This window comes from Bradyrhizobium sp. LCT2 (genome assembly GCF_009931255.1).
Lineage (GTDB): Bacteria > Pseudomonadota > Alphaproteobacteria > Rhizobiales > Xanthobacteraceae > Bradyrhizobium > Bradyrhizobium diazoefficiens.
In genome coordinates this window covers 1,453,911-1,468,240 of the sequence record NZ_CP034432.1, presented here as the reverse complement: position 1 = coordinate 1,468,240, position 14,330 = coordinate 1,453,911, and the positions used below count along the sequence as shown (strand labels likewise).

14 protein-coding genes and 1 pseudogene are annotated in these 14,330 nt (G+C 65.0%); 10 read left to right on the top strand and 5 right to left on the bottom strand.

The window, feature by feature from the left end; genetic code table 11:
• Positions 1 to 22 precede the first annotated feature (22 nt).
• Positions 23 to 616 carry a L,D-transpeptidase gene (locus EI171_RS07540; protein ID WP_011083844.1) on the top strand — a complete coding sequence of 198 codons (594 nt, stop codon included), beginning with the start codon at positions 23 to 25 and terminating at the stop codon, positions 614 to 616.
• 57 nt (positions 617 to 673) lie between these two features.
• Positions 674 to 1,711: an amino acid ABC transporter substrate-binding protein gene (locus EI171_RS07535; RefSeq protein ID WP_011083843.1), complete on the top strand. Its 1,038-nt coding sequence runs from the start codon at positions 674 to 676 to the stop codon at positions 1,709 to 1,711.
• A gap of 276 nt (positions 1,712 to 1,987) precedes the next feature.
• On the opposite strand, the gene EI171_RS07530 is transcribed toward EI171_RS07535, so the two are convergent.
• Positions 1,988 to 3,127, bottom strand: coding sequence for an acyl-CoA dehydrogenase family protein (locus EI171_RS07530; protein ID WP_161532975.1), 1,140 nt, complete (start codon positions 3,125 to 3,127; stop codon positions 1,988 to 1,990).
• Positions 3,128 to 3,246: 119 nt separating this feature from the next.
• On the bottom strand, positions 3,247 to 4,461 hold the full coding sequence (locus EI171_RS07525) for an acyl-CoA dehydrogenase family protein (protein ID WP_161532974.1): 1,215 nt from the start codon (positions 4,459 to 4,461) through the stop codon (positions 3,247 to 3,249).
• Positions 4,462 to 4,598: 137 nt separating this feature from the next.
• On the opposite strand from EI171_RS07525, the pseudogene EI171_RS07520 reads away from it, so the two are divergent.
• Positions 4,599 to 5,144 (top strand): annotated as a pseudogene (locus EI171_RS07520) (carboxymuconolactone decarboxylase family protein).
• A gap of 90 nt (positions 5,145 to 5,234) precedes the next feature.
• On the top strand, positions 5,235 to 5,729 hold the full coding sequence (locus tag EI171_RS07515) for a VOC family protein (RefSeq protein ID WP_161532973.1): 495 nt from the start codon (positions 5,235 to 5,237) through the stop codon (positions 5,727 to 5,729).
• Between the two features lie 74 nt (positions 5,730 to 5,803).
• Here the strand turns inward: EI171_RS07515 and EI171_RS07510 are convergent, their stop codons facing one another.
• Positions 5,804 to 7,048, bottom strand: coding sequence for an MFS transporter (locus tag EI171_RS07510; protein ID WP_161532972.1), 1,245 nt, complete (start codon positions 7,046 to 7,048; stop codon positions 5,804 to 5,806).
• Positions 7,049 to 7,268: 220 nt separating this feature from the next.
• Positions 7,269 to 8,516, bottom strand: coding sequence for an MFS transporter (locus tag EI171_RS07505; RefSeq protein ID WP_161532971.1), 1,248 nt, complete (start codon positions 8,514 to 8,516; stop codon positions 7,269 to 7,271).
• 197 nt (positions 8,517 to 8,713) lie between these two features.
• Here EI171_RS07505 and EI171_RS07500 point away from each other — a divergent pair, with 197 nt between their 5' ends.
• Positions 8,714 to 10,783, top strand: a complete 2,070-nt coding sequence (locus EI171_RS07500; RefSeq protein ID WP_161532970.1) for a prolyl oligopeptidase family protein — start codon at positions 8,714 to 8,716, stop codon at positions 10,781 to 10,783.
• Between the two features lie 250 nt (positions 10,784 to 11,033).
• Here the strand turns inward: EI171_RS07500 and EI171_RS07495 are convergent, their stop codons facing one another.
• Positions 11,034 to 11,705, bottom strand: coding sequence for a DUF938 domain-containing protein (locus EI171_RS07495; RefSeq protein WP_038965227.1), 672 nt, complete (start codon positions 11,703 to 11,705; stop codon positions 11,034 to 11,036).
• A gap of 260 nt (positions 11,706 to 11,965) precedes the next feature.
• Here EI171_RS07495 and soxX point away from each other — a divergent pair, with 260 nt between their 5' ends.
• Genes soxX through EI171_RS07470 form a run of 5 tightly spaced genes read left to right on the top strand, consistent with a single transcriptional unit; the run spans position 11,966 to position 14,323 of the window.
• A complete protein-coding gene (gene soxX, locus EI171_RS07490) occupies positions 11,966 to 12,319 on the top strand; it encodes a sulfur oxidation c-type cytochrome SoxX (protein WP_028172677.1) in 354 nt (117 codons plus the stop codon).
• A gap of 25 nt (positions 12,320 to 12,344) precedes the next feature.
• On the top strand, positions 12,345 to 12,836 hold the full coding sequence (gene soxY, locus EI171_RS07485) for a thiosulfate oxidation carrier protein SoxY (protein ID WP_011083833.1): 492 nt from the start codon (positions 12,345 to 12,347) through the stop codon (positions 12,834 to 12,836).
• Positions 12,837 to 12,846: 10 nt separating this feature from the next.
• On the top strand, positions 12,847 to 13,158 hold the full coding sequence (soxZ, locus tag EI171_RS07480; protein WP_011083832.1) for a thiosulfate oxidation carrier complex protein SoxZ: 312 nt from the start codon (positions 12,847 to 12,849) through the stop codon (positions 13,156 to 13,158).
• Entirely contained in the window at positions 13,158 to 14,021 is an 864-nt protein-coding gene (gene soxA, locus EI171_RS07475; protein WP_161532969.1) for a sulfur oxidation c-type cytochrome SoxA, read from the top strand. Before soxZ ends, soxA begins: the two co-directional genes overlap by 1 nt.
• Positions 14,018 to 14,323: a hypothetical protein gene (locus EI171_RS07470; RefSeq protein ID WP_011083830.1), complete on the top strand. Its 306-nt coding sequence runs from the start codon at positions 14,018 to 14,020 to the stop codon at positions 14,321 to 14,323. Before soxA ends, EI171_RS07470 begins: the two co-directional genes overlap by 4 nt.
• Positions 14,324 to 14,330 lie beyond the last annotated feature (7 nt).

The following is a 14,330-nucleotide window of genomic DNA, read 5'->3' as shown; positions in this document are numbered from 1 at the left end:
GTGGCAGCGGGGAGAGCTTGAAATGACGGATTTTCGTCGCCTGACCGGGATGTTCGTGGCCACGATCGGCCTGATCCTGTCCGCACCACAGGCCATCGCGCAGCAGCCCGACCGCGGCGACGAGCCGGGTCTGGTCGCTGACGACGCCTACCAGCTCGAGCCGGAATGGCAGAAGCAGGTGGTCTACTTCCGCACCACCGAGACGCCGGGCACCATCATCATCTCCACCGCAGAGCGCCACCTCTATCTGGTGCAGCCGGGCGGGCGCGCGATCCGCTACGGCATCGGCGTCGGCCGCGACGGCTTCCAGTGGCAGGGGCTGGTGAACATCACCAACAAGAAGGAATGGCCGGACTGGACGCCGCCGCCCGAGATGATCCAGCGCCAGCCCTATCTGCCGCGCTTCATGGCCGGCGGCCCCGGCAATCCGCTCGGCGCCCGCGCCATGTATCTCGGCACCACCGTGTACCGCATTCACGGCACCAACCGTCCCGATACGATCGGCACCAAGGTGTCCTCGGGCTGCTTCCGTCTCGTCAACAACGACGTCGCCGATCTCTACGATCGCGTCCCTGTCGGCACCAAGGTGGTCATCCGGCAGAAGCCCGAACTCTAAGTTCCCCGCCTTCGCAACACTTCCTTTTCTTCCCGATTATTTCGAGAGAGAGACATCATGCGCACTTTTCGAGGCGGCCTGCTCATCGGGCTCGCGGTCGCCGTGCTGGTCGGCGTGCTCGCCGTCATCTACGAGTTCTACGACACCCGCACCCTGAAGCGTACGGTTCGCCGCGGCGAAGTGCTGTGCGGCGTCAACAAGGGCCTGCCGGGCTTCTCGATCCCCGACGACAAGGGCAACTGGACCGGCTTCGACGTCGATTTCTGCCGCGCGGTGGCGGCGGCGATCTTCAACGATCCGGCCAAGGCGAAGTTCGTCGCGCTCGACGCCAGCGAGCGCTTCAAGGAATTGCAGAGCCGGAAGGTGGACATCCTCTCGCGCAACTCGACCTGGAGCATGGCGCGTGAGCTCGACTACGACCTCTATTTCCCCGCCGTCGCCTATTACGACGGCGCAGGCTTCATGCTGCCGCGTTCGCGCAACAAGGAAACGTCGCTGGACCTGACCGGCAGCAAGGTCTGCGTGCAGACCGGGACCACGACGGCGCTCAACGTCTCCGACTACTTCCGTGCCAACAACATGAAGTACGAAGAGGTGAAGTTCGACAAGCTGGACGACGTGGTGAAGGCCTACGACACCGGCAAGTGCGATACGCTCTCCGCCGACGTCTCGCAGCTCTACGCGCTGCGGCTGAACCTGTCGAAGCCCGGCGATCACATGATCCTGCCGGACATGATCTCCAAGGAGCCGCTCGCCCCCGTGGTGCGCCAGCGCGACGACGACTGGATGATGATCGTGAAGTGGACGCTCTACGCGATGATCAACGCCGAAGAGCTCGGCGTCTCCTCCGAGAACATCGACGAGGCGCTGAAGTCGAAAAAGCCGGAAGTGATGCGCCTCGTCGGCACGGAAGGCAATTACGGCGAGCAGCTCGGCCTCACCAAGGACTGGGTCGTCCGCATCATCCGCAATGTCGGCAATTACGGCGAGATGTACGAGCGCAATATCGGCGAGAAGTCGAAGCTGAAGATCCCGCGCGGCATGAACCAGCTGTGGAACGCCGGTGGCGTGCAGTACGCGCCGCCGATGCGGTAACGGCGGTTCCTCCGCCGTCATTGCGAGGAGCGCAGCGACGAAGCAATCCAGAATCCCTCTGCGGTGACAGTCTGGATTGCTTCGCTGCGCTCGCAATGACGAGATGAGGCACGAGCTTTCCACACTCTCAACCGTCATCGCCCGCGAAGGCGGGCGATCCAGTATTCCAGAGCCAGTTGTTGTTGATCGAGACGCCGCGGCGTACTGGGTCGCCCGGTCAAGCCGGGCGACGACACTGATTGTGAGGCGGCGTCCTGCGCCTCACGTCCACCCGCCTCAATACCCCCGCGCCCTTGCCAACTGCTCGGTGTGGTAGTTCGCATCCCCGAACAGCTCCTCGCAGACCCGCGCGCGCTTCATGAAGAAGCCGATGTCGAACTGGTCGGTCATGCCCATGCCGCCATGCATCTGCACGCCTTCCTGCACCGCGCGCGTGGCGGTGGTGCCGGCGCGGGCTTTTGCGACCGCGACGGCTGACGTGGCTTTGGTGACGTCAGCATCCAGCGCCTGGAGCGCCTTCATCACCGCGGCGCGGGTGATCTCGATGTCGACATAGAGCTCGGCGGCGCGATGCTGCAGCGCCTGGAATTCGCCGATCAGCTTGCCGAACTGCTTGCGACTCTTCAGGTACTCGACGGTGCGATTGAACACTTCGTCGCTGAGGCCCACCATTTCGGAGGCCACCGCGCCGCAGCCGATATCGAGCACGCCGTCGAGCAGACCGGCGGCCTGATCGACCTCGCCAAGCACGCTGTCGGCATTGACCTCGACATTGGCAAGCTCGATCCGCGCAGCGTTGTGCGCATCGACCATGATGGTGCGCTCGATCGCGACGCCCTTGGCCTTGGGGTTGACCAGGAACAGCGTCAGGCCGTCGCGCTCACCGGCGGAGCCCGCGGTGCGCGCCGCGACGATCAGGAGATCCGCGACGTGGCCGTCAACCACCAGGGCCTTGGCACCGGAGAGCTTGAAGCCGTTGCCGGCACGCACGGCCTGGAGGCTGGTCCGGAGCGGGCGATGCTTGGCGCCCTCGTCGATCGCGAGCGTCGCCAGCAGCGAGCCGTTGGAAATCTTCGGCAAATATTCCGACTTCTGCGCGGCATTGCCGCCGCGGTTCAACGCCGAGGCTGCGACCACGCTGGTGGCGAGGAAGGGCGACGGCATCAAGGTGCGGCCGATCTCCTCCATCACGACGCCGGCCTCGACGAAGCCGAGACCGGAGCCGCCGAACTCTTCCGGCACCAGCAAGCCGGCAAAGCCCATCTCGGCGAAGGAATGCCAGAACTCCTTGGAGAAGCCGGTCGGATCCCTGGAGTCGCGCAAGTGGCGCAGGTGCGACACCGGCGCCTTGTCGCTGATCAGCCCGCGCGCAGAGTCGCGGAGCATCGATTGTTCTTCGGTGAGGACGAGGGCCATGGTTTTCAGTCTCTAGCGTCTTTGTAAATCTGTTGGTGTCATTCCGGGGCGCGTCGAAGACGCGAACCCGGAATCTCGAGGTTCCGGGTTCGGTCCTGCGGACCGCCCCGGAACGACGGTTAGGCCCCCGGCAGATCGAGGATGCGCTTGGCGACGATGCCGAGCATCACTTCGGACGTGCCGCCTTCGATCGAGTTGGCCTTGGTGCGCAGCCAGGCGCGCGGACGGGCGCCTTGCTTCGAGCGCTCGCTCTCCCATTCCAGCGCATCGACGCCGCCGGCCGACATCAGGATCTCGTAGCGGCGCTTGTTGAGCTCGGTGCCGTAATATTTCATCGCGGAGGAGAACGCCGGATGCGCCTGCCCCGCCTTGGCGAGATCGACGGCACGCTCGGCGCAGGCGGCTAGCGCGGCTTCATCGACATCGAAGCTCGCGATCTTGCCGCGCAGCATCGCATCGTCGAGGCGACCTTGCGCATCGCTGCCGACGGAATCGGCTGCGATCTGGCCGAGCGGACGACCGACGCCGCGCTCGCCCATGCCCGAGATCATCGCGCGCTCGTGCTGGAGCAGATATTTCGCGACGTCCCAGCCGCGGTTGACGGTGCCGACCACATGCGATTTCGGCACGCGGACGCCGTCGAAGAAGGTCTCGCAGAACGGCGAGTAGCCGGAGATCAGGAGGATCGGCTTGGTCGTCACGCCCTTCGAGGTCATGTCGAACAGGATGAAGCTGATGCCGTCGTGCTTCTTAGCGGCCGGATCGGTGCGGATGAGGCAGAAGATCCAGTCGGCATAGTTGGCGTAGGAGGTCCAGATCTTCGAGCCGGTGATGACGAAATCATCGCCGTCGCTCTCGGCGCGGGTCTGGAGCGAAGCGAGATCGGAGCCGGCGTTCGGCTCGGAATACCCCTGGCACCAGCGGATCAGGCCCGCCGCGATCTTTGGCAGGTGCTCCTTCTTCTGCGCCTCGTTGCCGTATTTCAGCAGCGCCGGCCCGAGCATCCAGATGCCGAAGCTCGACAGCGGTGGACGCGCGCCCATCTTGGCCATCTCCGCGCGCAGCACCTTGTGCTCGGCAGCGCTCAATCCGCCGCCGCCATATTCCTTCGGCCAGTCGGGCACGGTCCAGCCCTTGTCGCGCATGCGCTCGAACCAGATGCGCTGCGGCTCGGACGAGAACTTTGCGTTGCGCCCGCCCCAGAACACGTCGGCGTCCGACGTTGCGGGCCTGCGCATTTCCGGCGGGCAGTTGGCTTCAAGCCAGGCGCGCGTCTCGTTGCGGAATGTTTCGAGATCGGCCGTTTCAGAATCGCTGGTTTTAGAGTCAGTCATTGGTCGTTTCCATCAATCAAAATCGACTTGTTGGGCGCGACTCTGGGCCATCGCACCGTGGAATTCAACCACTTCCGCAGGCGCATTCGGCTATAGTCGCGACCACGACGGTGCTTGAAAACAAAGAGGAAACGAGAATGCGCCTGACACTTCTTTCGCCTGGCGAAATGAACGAGAGCCAGCGGCAGACCTATGACGAGTCGATTGCCGGCAAGCGCGGCAAGCCGCCGGCACCGATGATGGCCTGACTCAACAGCCCGGAGATGGCCCGTCACGCCACGCGGCTCGGCGAAGTGCTGCGCTTCGACACGATATTCCCCGCCAAGCTCTCGGAGATCGCGATCCTGGTGACGGCGCGGCACTGGACCGCGCATTACGAATGGTACGCGCACAAGCGCCTCGCGCTTGCAGGCGGCATGGATCCAAAAATCATAGACGCGATCCGCGACCGCCGCACGCCTGAGTTCGACGACCCCAAGGCCAGGATGATCTACGACGTCGCGAAGTCGCTGCATGAGGGCCGCGGCGTCGAGAAGGGCCTCTATGATGAGGCGGTGAAGTTGCTCGGCGAACGCGGCGTGGTCGAGGTGATCGGGCTGTGCGGCTACTACACAATGGTGTCGATGACGCTGAACACGTTCGAGTTCGGGCTGCCCGAGGGCGAGGAGCCGGAGCTCTCTTAGTTTCGCATCCGGAAACGCTGGGTTTCGGGATAGGCCAGTGGCACTGTCCCGGGGCGCGGCCTATGTGGGGTTGATCAACGGAGCATTGTCATGTCGCAGAACCCAGCCGTCCATGCCGGCACCCGGATCGGCCACGTTCATCTCAAGGTCGCCGATCTCGATCGCGCGCTCGGCTTCTATTGCGGCGTGCTCGGCTTCGAGCTGATGCAGCGCATGGGCTCTGGCGCGGCCTTCATCTCGGCCGGCGGCTATCATCACCACATCGGGCTCAACACCTGGGAGAGCAAGGGCGGCTCGCCGCCGCCGCCGGGCACGACCGGGCTCTTTCACACCGCGATCCTCTACCCGACGCGCCCCGCGCTGGCGGATGCGCTGCACCGGGTGCTTTCGGTCGGCATTGCGCTCGACGGCGCGAGCGACCACGGCGTCAGCGAGGCGCTTTACCTGCGCGATCCCGACCAGAACGGCGTCGAGCTGTACTGGGATCGGCCGAGGGAGCAATGGCCGTTCGGGCCGGATGGCAAGCTTGCGATGATTACGAAGCGGCTGGATGTCGAGGCGTTGTTGCGGCAGCGGGAGGCGTGATGTCGTAGGGTGGGCAAAGCGAAGCGTGCCCACCAATTCTCGCGGCACTCGTTGAGAAGATGGTGGGCACGGCGCTATGCGCCTTTGCCCACCCTATGAGGCTTCCCCCGCACCATGATCAGCGCCGCCGCCGCCACCTCCAGCGCGATGCACAGATAGAACGGCAGCGCATAGCCGCCGGAGAAATCGCGCAGGAAGCCGACCACGCCGGGGCCGAACGCGTAGGTCACCTGGTTGATCGCGGTGTTCAGGCTGATCAGCACGCCGAACGAGGCGGAATCGAACTCCTGCTGCACGATCAGCGAGGGCAGCGTGATGAGGTTGCCGACCGAGAAGCCGAACACGGCACAGGCCGCGATCAGCACGTAGTCGTTGTGCAGGTTGATGACGACGAGGAGCGCCGCGGCCTGGCTGAGGAACGACAGCGCCGAGGCGAGGCGCTGATTGAGCCGGTCGATCACCATCGAGAACAGCACGCGGCCGACCACCGCCATCGCCGTCAGCACCGCAACCGCCACGGCGGCGCGCTCGCGGCCGATCACCGGGTCGAGGAACGAGATCAGGTGCACGATGAAGCCGACTTGCGCGAAAAGCACCAGCGCGAAGGCAATCGTCACCGTGAGGAAGCCGACGTCGCGCAGCGCGTGCGCGCGGATTTGCGCCGACGATTGCGGCTTTGCCTTCGCTGCCGCATGCCAGCCATGGTGCCCGGGCGGCCGGCCGACGGCGAGCAGGATCACCGGCACGAGCAGCACCAGCATGGCGCCTGATGTGGCGTACATCGCGGTCGCGAATCCAACATGGCTGATCATGGTCACCAGCAGCGGCACGCCGACGATGCCGCCGAAGCTCGCGCCGTTCAGCGCGAGGCTGATCGCCATGCCGCGCTTGTGGTCGAACCATAGGCTGATCGTGTTGGTGATCATGGCGAGACTGGTGCCGGCCCAGCCGAAGGCGAGCACGGCGTCGGCGAGATAAAGCTGCCAGGGCTCGCGCACCGCGCCGATCGCGACCGCCGCGGCGGCCATCGCCAGCGTGCCCGCGATCAGGCAGAGGCGCGGGCCGTATTTTCGGACGGCCTCGCCGACGAAGACGACCAGCAGCGCGCCGAACAGATAGAAGAACGTCGTCCCTGCGGAGATCAGCGAGGCGGGCCAGCCCCGCGCGCGCTGGAGCTCGGCGACATAGACGCTCTGGCCATAAAAGCCGAGCCCCCAGCCGAAGGTCGCGAGCAGGAAGCAGACCGCGACGATGCGCCAGCCTTCATAGCGGAGGGAGGATTCGTCGATCGGAGCTGCGTGGCGGGGATTGTCGAGCATTTCTTTGCTCCTCGCCGTCATTCCGGGGCGATGCAAAGCATCGAGCCCGGAATCTCGAGATTCCGGGTTCACCCTTCGGGTGCCCCGGAATGACGGCAGAAAATGAAGGACGTTGCTGGCCTGACGAGCCTGTTCATGACGAGCATCATGTAACAACGCGGCTCCCGAAAATCACTTCGACCTGGATCGAAGTATCAACGTTGCTGACAGCCTCCCGCCATCAGACCGCGTCCGGGAACTCGCCCATGGCGGCATCCAGCCGCGCCTTGCGGCGGCGCGCCCAGGAGACGAGCGAGAGCACGGCAAGCCCCAGCACGACCGGCGGGAACACCACCATGTTCACCGCGGACCAGCCGTAATTGGCGAGCAATTGCCCTGACGAGAACGAGCCGATCGCCATCATGCCGAACACCAGGAAATCGTTGAAGGCCTGCACCTTGTTGCGCTCCTGCGGCCGGTGCGTCTCCAAGACCAGGGCGGAGGCGCCGATGAAGGAGAAATTCCACCCCACGCCGAGCACGATCAGGGTGGCCCAGAAGTGCATCGCGGTGAGGCCGGAGAGGCCGATGGTGGCGGCGCCTGCTTCCAGCAGCAACCCGGCGGCGACGATCTTGGGAGCGCCGAAGCGCGCGATCAGCGCGCCGGTGAAGAAGCTCGGCCCGTACATGGCGACGATGTGCCATTGAATGCCGAAATTGGAATCGCTGACGCTGAGGCCGCAGAGCTTCATGGCGAGCGGCGCCGAGGTCATCACCAGATTCATCATGGGATAGGAGATGACGCCGCACAGCGCCGCCGCGATGAAGCGTGGCTGGGTCACGATCGTGAGCAGCGGCCGGCCGCCATGCAGATCGGCCGGCGCCGGCTTCGGCATGTCGACGCCGGCGACGATGCCCATGGCGACCAGCGCCACCGCAGCCTGCACCAGGAAGCTGAAGGCGAACAGATAGGGCTGCCAGACATCCATGGTCCACTGCACGAGCTGCGGACCGAGCACGCCGGCGAACACGCCGCCCGCCATCACCCAGGACACCGCCTTGGGCCGGTAGGCCACGCTGGCGCCATCGGCGGCGGCGAAGCGATAGGACTGCGCCACCGAGCCATAGAGGCCACCGAGAAAGGTCGCGATGCAGAACAGCGCGAACGAGCCGTGCAGGATGGCGAACGAGCCGAGCAGGCCGGTGAGCGCGCCCAGACCGGTACCGATGACGAAGGCGGCGCGGCGGCCGAAGCGGCGCGAGATCGCGCCGGTCGGCAGCGTGCCGGCGGCAAGGCCCACCACATACATCGAGATCGGCACGGTCGCGAACGACATGTCGGGCGTGAGCGTGGCGCCGACGATCGCGCCGGTGGCGAAGATCACAGCCGAGTTGGCGCCGGTCAGCGCCTGCGCGGCAGCAAGGCGCACCACGTTGGCACGCACGCGGGCGTCGGCGGCGATCTGATTGGCTGAAGTCACATCAAGCATCGGCATTTCCGCCCCAACGGGCTCACAAGGGCTTTGTTGATTCCCGGCACTATGGAGCGGCGCGGGAGGGCGGGCAACCGGCGCAAACGGGCGCAGGCCATGCCTCTGACGCAATCGGGCAGATGATAGCGGGCTGCGCTCTTGACGGCTTGCGCTCGATCAAATCCTATCCGCCGCGACTTTTGGGAGTTTCGTTCATGACGGTCGACGACAGGCCTACGCTCAGCGCTCCCGACGACGATCCCTGGCTCTGGCTGGAGGAGATCGAAGGCAAGCACGCGCTCGATTTCGTGGAGCGGCAGAACAGCCTGACGCTCGACGCATTCGGCGGAGCGGCCTTCGCGCGCGACCGCGATATCCTAGCGGCGATCTACGATCGTCCCGACAACATCCCCTATGTCAGCCGGCGCGGCAGCGATCTGCACAACCTCTGGAAGGACGCCACCAACCCGCGCGGCCTGTGGCGGCGAACCAATCTGGCGGAGTTTCGCAAAGCAAGCCCGGCGTGGGAGATCATGCTGGACATCGACCAGCTCGCGGCAAAGGAGGGCGAGGATTGGCTGCTGAGCTCGATCGTCACGATGCCGGCAAGCTCGCGGGCGATTCTGAGCCTGTCGCGCGGCGGCAGCGACGCCGTCACCTTGCGGGAATTCGACCTCGACACGAAGAGCTTCGTGGCGGACGGCTTTACGCTGCCGGAAGCCAAGGGCGGCGTTGACTGGCTCGATCAGGACACGCTTCTGCTGTCGAGCGCGCATGGCGAGGGCATGGCGACGAGCTCCGGATATGCGCGGACCGTTCGCCTGTGGCGGCGTGGCCAGCCTGCCGATCAGGCGCAGGTGATCATCGAGACCACCGCCGATCACATGGCGGTCTCCGGCATGGCCGACGACACCGGATCGGCGCCGCGGGTCTGGATCGTAGATCAGATCGACTTCTTCAATCACGCGATCTGGCTGCGCGATGCGACCGGTGCGACGACGAAGCTCGACCTGCCGACCGGCGTCTGGATGCAGGCGCATGGCGACTGGTTCGCGATGAAGCTGCGCAAGGACTGGTCGGCCGGAGGCCGAACCTTTGCCACCGACACCGTGCTCGGCATCTCGCTCTCGGCGTTCCTCGCCGGCAGCCGCGATTTCGTGGTCCTGTTCGAGCCCGGCCCGCGGCGCGCATTGCAGGGCCTGTTCTGGGCGGGCAGCAAGCTGGTGCTGTCGATCCTCGACGAGCTCAAGCCGCAATTCGAGATCTGCACGCCGTCCGCCGCGGGCTGGAGCCGCGCCACGCTTCCCGGCCTCCCGCAGATCGGCGTCGTCGACATCTGGCCGCTCGACCGTCATCCCTCCGAGAGCAATGGCGACCTGCTCGCCAATGTGCAGGATCCGCTCACGCCGCCCTCGCTGCTGCTGTTGGAGCGCGGCGTCGCAAGCCCGACCGTGCTGAAGCAGGCGCCGAAGACGTTCACCGCCGACGGCCTCGTGGTGACGCAACACGAGGCGATCTCGATCGACGGCGAGCGCATTCCCTATGTGCAGACCGGTCCTGCCAAGGAGACTGGCGATGCGCCGGTCTATATGAGCGCCTATGGCGGCTTCGCCGTCGCGGTGAAGCCGTATTACAACGCCTCGCTCGGCAAGCTGTGGCTGGAGCGCGGCGGCACCACGGTGCAGGCGAATCTGCGCGGCGGCGGCGAATTCGGCACGCGCTGGCACGATGCCGGCCGGCTCGCCGGCAAGAAGCTGTCGCATGACGATTTCGCCGCCGTTGCCGCCGATCTCGTCCGCCGCGGCGTGACGAGCGCGAAGCGCATCGCAGCGCAGGGCGGATCGAACGGCGGCATCCTCATCACCAACATGCTGGTGCGCTACCCCGAACGCTTCGGCGCGCTGTTCTGCACCATCCCGCTGATCGACATGCGCCGCTACACCAAGCTGCTCGCAGGCGCGAGTTGGATCGCGGAATATGGCGACCCCGACAAGCCCGACGAATGGGAGTGGCTGAAGACCTACTCCGCCTATCACAACGCAAAGCCCGGCCAGGCCTATCCGCCGATCCTGATCGCCACCACGCGGCGCGACGACCGCGTCCATCCCGGCCATGCCCGCAAGATGGCGGCAAAACTCCAGGCGATGGGCTATGAGGCCTGGCTCTACGAGCCGGCAGCCGGCGGTCACGGCTACGGCAAGGACAACAAGGAGCGCGCCGGTTTTGAGGTGCTGGGCTTTCGATTCCTCAGGGACAAGATCGGATGGAAGGATGGGGAGGCGTAGTCAATACGTCCTCTGCGCGTGTGTAGCTTCACGACGTGAGGCGGGCACCGCTCTCTCATTCCCTCCCCCTTGCGGGGAGGGGCAGGGAGAGGGGTATCACACGGGGACTCTCTCGATTTGCGCGCGCCGTACAGTCGCAGACGGATAGGCCTTTTCCCGGGCCACCCCTCTCCCCCGCCCTCCCCCACAAGGGGGGAGGGAGCGCACCGCCGCTGTGGCGTGCACCCGGACCCAAGTCAGAAGCGCCAACCTAGCGCGCAAACACCAGCGTCAGATTGTTCGCCGGCATCTCGATCGTATCGACGAGACCAAGGCCGGCGCCTCGCGCGAGCGTCTCGACATCGCCGATGTCGCGCACGCCCCAGTCGGGATTGCCTTCGCGCAATGAGGTGTCGAACACGGCGTTGCTGAGCGCGGTATGCTTGCCGTCGCGCTTGAACGGGCCGTAGAGGAACAGCTTGCCGTCGGCCCTCAAATAGCGACCGGCGCCGGCGAACAGGCCTTCGGCCACGGTCCATGGCGCGATATGGATGACGTTGGCGCAGAACACGGCGGCGAGGTTCGTCGGCCCCTGCCCGCTTCGCATTTCCGGACACCAGCCGGGATCGGAGAGATCGATCCGCAACGGCGAGCGGATGTTTGGCAGGCCCGAATGGACGCGCCAGGCCTCGATGCTCTTCACGTGCCGCTGATTGAGGTCGCTCGGCCACCAGACCAGGTCGGGCGTATGGCGGGCGAAATGGACCACGTGCTGGCCGGTTCCGCTGCCGACCTCGACAACGTTTCCGGAACAGCCGGCAAGGTGCTTTTCCAGAGCCGCCCGGAGCGGCTCGTGATTGCGATGGAATGCCGGTGCATCGAGCCGCCCATCGGGCTCGACCCGTCCGCCGTCCCTGCCAAATTCGACGACATATTCAGCCAAGTGACGTCCCCTTGAAAAAACGAGAACACGATGAAAACAGCAGGAGCGCCCAAACGCCCTCGAAACAGCCGGCCGCGCTCACGGACCTTACTCTCGCGGCCAAATCGGCCGAACAAATAATCTCTTTAGTTGCAATGCGGAAGATATTAACTCCATTTTGCCGCGTGCATAGTCCTGATTGTCAGGTGATGCCCTTTGTGCTTTGGAACGCTGCTATTTCCGCGATCGAGTGCATCGCCATAACGCCTCGGAATGACGCCTTGACCGCCTTTTCCCGGATGCCTGCCCTGCTCCTTTTGCTGGCCTTCGCCGCCGGCCTCGCCAGCCCGGCGCGGGCGCAATCCGCCGTGGCCGAGGGCCAGAAGCTCGCCTTCGACCGTGGCAAGGGCAATTGCCTGACCTGTCACGTCATCAAGGGCGGCGACCTGCCGGGAACGATCGGCCCGGAGCTGAAGGACCTCAAGGCGAAATACCCTGATCGCAACGAGCTGGCCGCGATCATCTTCGACGAGACCAAACGCAATCCGCAGACCATGATGCCGCCGTTCGGCCGGAACCGGATTTTGACCGACCAGGAGATCAGCGCAATCGTTGATTTCCTGCAAACCCTGTGACTTCAGGCACGCCAGGAGAGCTCAGATGACCACGACCACCGGCCCCCTTGCGACGCGGCGCCTGATCCTTCAGGGCGCAGCCTCCGTCGCGCTGCTCGGCCTCGGCAATCTGCCGTTCGGCGTGGCGCCCGCGTACGCCGCGGCCAACGACAAATATCCGGAAGAAGCGTTCAAGCTGAAGAACGAAGCGGACGCGATCAAGGCGCTCTACGGCAAGACTGCCGAGCCCTCCGACAAGGTCAAGCTGGATGCGCCGGAGATCGCCGAGAATGGCGGCGTGGTTCCGATCTCGGTGACGACGACGCTGGAGAAGGTGACCTCGATCTCGTTCTTCGTGGCCGAGAACCCGAACGCGCTCGCCGCGTCCTACAAGATTCCCGACGGCACGATCCCTGCTGTCGCCAACCGGCTGAAGATGGCGAAGACCACCAACGTGACCGCGATCGTGGAAGCCGACGGCAAGCTCTACAGCGCGACCAAGGAAGTCAAAGTCACCGTCGGCGGCTGCGGCGGCTAAGGAGATCGACATGGCATCCAGCATTCGCGTGCGCGCGACCGCAAACGGCGACATCACCGAGGTGCAGGCGCTGATCCAGCACCCCATGGACACCGGCCTGGTCAAGGACGCCAAGGGCGAGGTGATCCCCGCGCATTTCATCCAGCAGCTGAAGTTCGAATGTAACGGCAAGGACGTCTTCGTCGCCGATTGGGGCACCGCCATCTCCAAGGACCCCTATGTGAAGTTCAGCTTCAAGGGCGCCAAGAAGGGCGACGACATCAAGATCTCCTGGACCGACAACAAGGGCGGGTCGGATACGACCACCGCGAAGATCGCGTGATGAAGGCCCGCTCCGCCCTCCTGCTTGGTTCGCTCAGCGCCGCGCTCGTCGCGGTCGCCCTCACCTCGCCGCGCGTGATCGCGGCCGACAAGGTCGATCCAGTTGCCGACGCAAAAGCGTTCCAGAACTTCTTCTTCCAGAAGTTTCCGACCGTGAAGCACGAGGATTTCGTCAACGGCCCTTATTCCATGAACGAGGACATGAAGCGGCAGTGGCAGGAGAAGGAGGAATTCCCGCCCTACGAGTTCGCGCTCGACGCCGGCAAGGAAATGTTCGCCACCCCGTTCAAGAACGGCAAGACCTATGCCGACTGCTTCCCGAATGGCGGCATCGGCATCCGCCAGAACTATCCCTACTTCGATGAGAAGGAGGGCAAGGTCGTCACGCTGGAGCTCGCGCTCAACCGCTGCCGCGAGGCCAACGGCGAGGCGCCCTATTCCTACGTCAAGGACGAGATGGCCTCGCTGACCGCCTATATGGCCTTCACCTCGCGCGGCAAGCTGATGGACATCAAGATTCCCGATGATCCCCGCGCGCTCGCCGCGTTCGAGAACGGCAAGCGCTATTTCTACACGCGGCGCGGCCAGATGAATTTCTCCTGCGCCAGCTGCCATGTGCAGGGCCCGGGCGAGCGCATCCGCGCCGAGATCCTGGCGCCTGCGCTCGGCATTTTGAACGCGATGCCGATCTACCGCTCCGAATGGAGCGGCATGGGCACGACCAGCCGCCGCTTCGTCACCTGCAACAGCCAGACCCGGGCGGTTCCGCTGGAGCCGCAGGCAGATGAATATCGCGACGTCGAATATTTCCTGTCCTACGTCGCCAACGGACTGCCGATATCAGGACCGGGAGCGCGGCCATGAAGCGGTCACTTCCTCTCGCCATGCTGCTCGCCCTTAGCCTCGCGCCAACGGCGCGCGCGGCGAATGAGGCGGATTACAAGGCGGCCTATGCCGCCGCCGAAGCCGCCTCCAAGGAGGCAGCCGGCATGCGCAATCAGTGGACCGTGACCGTCTCGACGCTGGCGGCGGCGAAGAAGGCAGCCGATGGCGGCGATTTCGACCGCGCCCTGGCCGCAGCCAAGGAGGCCGAGGCGCTGGCGAAGGCGTCGATCTTCCAGGCCACGTCCGAAAAAGAGGCCTGGAAGGCGATGGAAATCCGCTAGACTGGAC

Excerpts from the sequence above, each read along its gene's own strand:
- soxY (WP_011083833.1), top strand. The coding sequence starts at position 12,345 with ATGACCACGACCACCGGCCCCCTTGCGACGCGGCGCCTGATCCTTCAG.
- EI171_RS07470 (WP_011083830.1), top strand. The coding sequence starts at position 14,018 with ATGAAGCGGTCACTTCCTCTCGCCATGCTGCTCGCCCTTAGCCTCGCG.
- EI171_RS07505 (WP_161532971.1), bottom strand. The coding sequence starts at position 8,516 with ATGCTTGATGTGACTTCAGCCAATCAGATCGCCGCCGACGCCCGCGTG.
- soxZ (WP_011083832.1), top strand. The coding sequence starts at position 12,847 with ATGGCATCCAGCATTCGCGTGCGCGCGACCGCAAACGGCGACATCACC.
- EI171_RS07515 (WP_161532973.1), top strand. The coding sequence starts at position 5,235 with ATGTCGCAGAACCCAGCCGTCCATGCCGGCACCCGGATCGGCCACGTT.
- EI171_RS07530 (WP_161532975.1), bottom strand. The coding sequence starts at position 3,127 with ATGGCCCTCGTCCTCACCGAAGAACAATCGATGCTCCGCGACTCTGCG.
- EI171_RS07510 (WP_161532972.1), bottom strand. The coding sequence starts at position 7,048 with ATGCTCGACAATCCCCGCCACGCAGCTCCGATCGACGAATCCTCCCTC.
- soxA (WP_161532969.1), top strand. The coding sequence starts at position 13,158 with ATGAAGGCCCGCTCCGCCCTCCTGCTTGGTTCGCTCAGCGCCGCGCTC.
- EI171_RS07535 (WP_011083843.1), top strand. The coding sequence starts at position 674 with ATGCGCACTTTTCGAGGCGGCCTGCTCATCGGGCTCGCGGTCGCCGTG.
- EI171_RS07540 (WP_011083844.1), top strand. The coding sequence starts at position 23 with ATGACGGATTTTCGTCGCCTGACCGGGATGTTCGTGGCCACGATCGGC.
- EI171_RS07525 (WP_161532974.1), bottom strand. The coding sequence starts at position 4,461 with ATGACTGACTCTAAAACCAGCGATTCTGAAACGGCCGATCTCGAAACA.
- EI171_RS07500 (WP_161532970.1), top strand. The coding sequence starts at position 8,714 with ATGACGGTCGACGACAGGCCTACGCTCAGCGCTCCCGACGACGATCCC.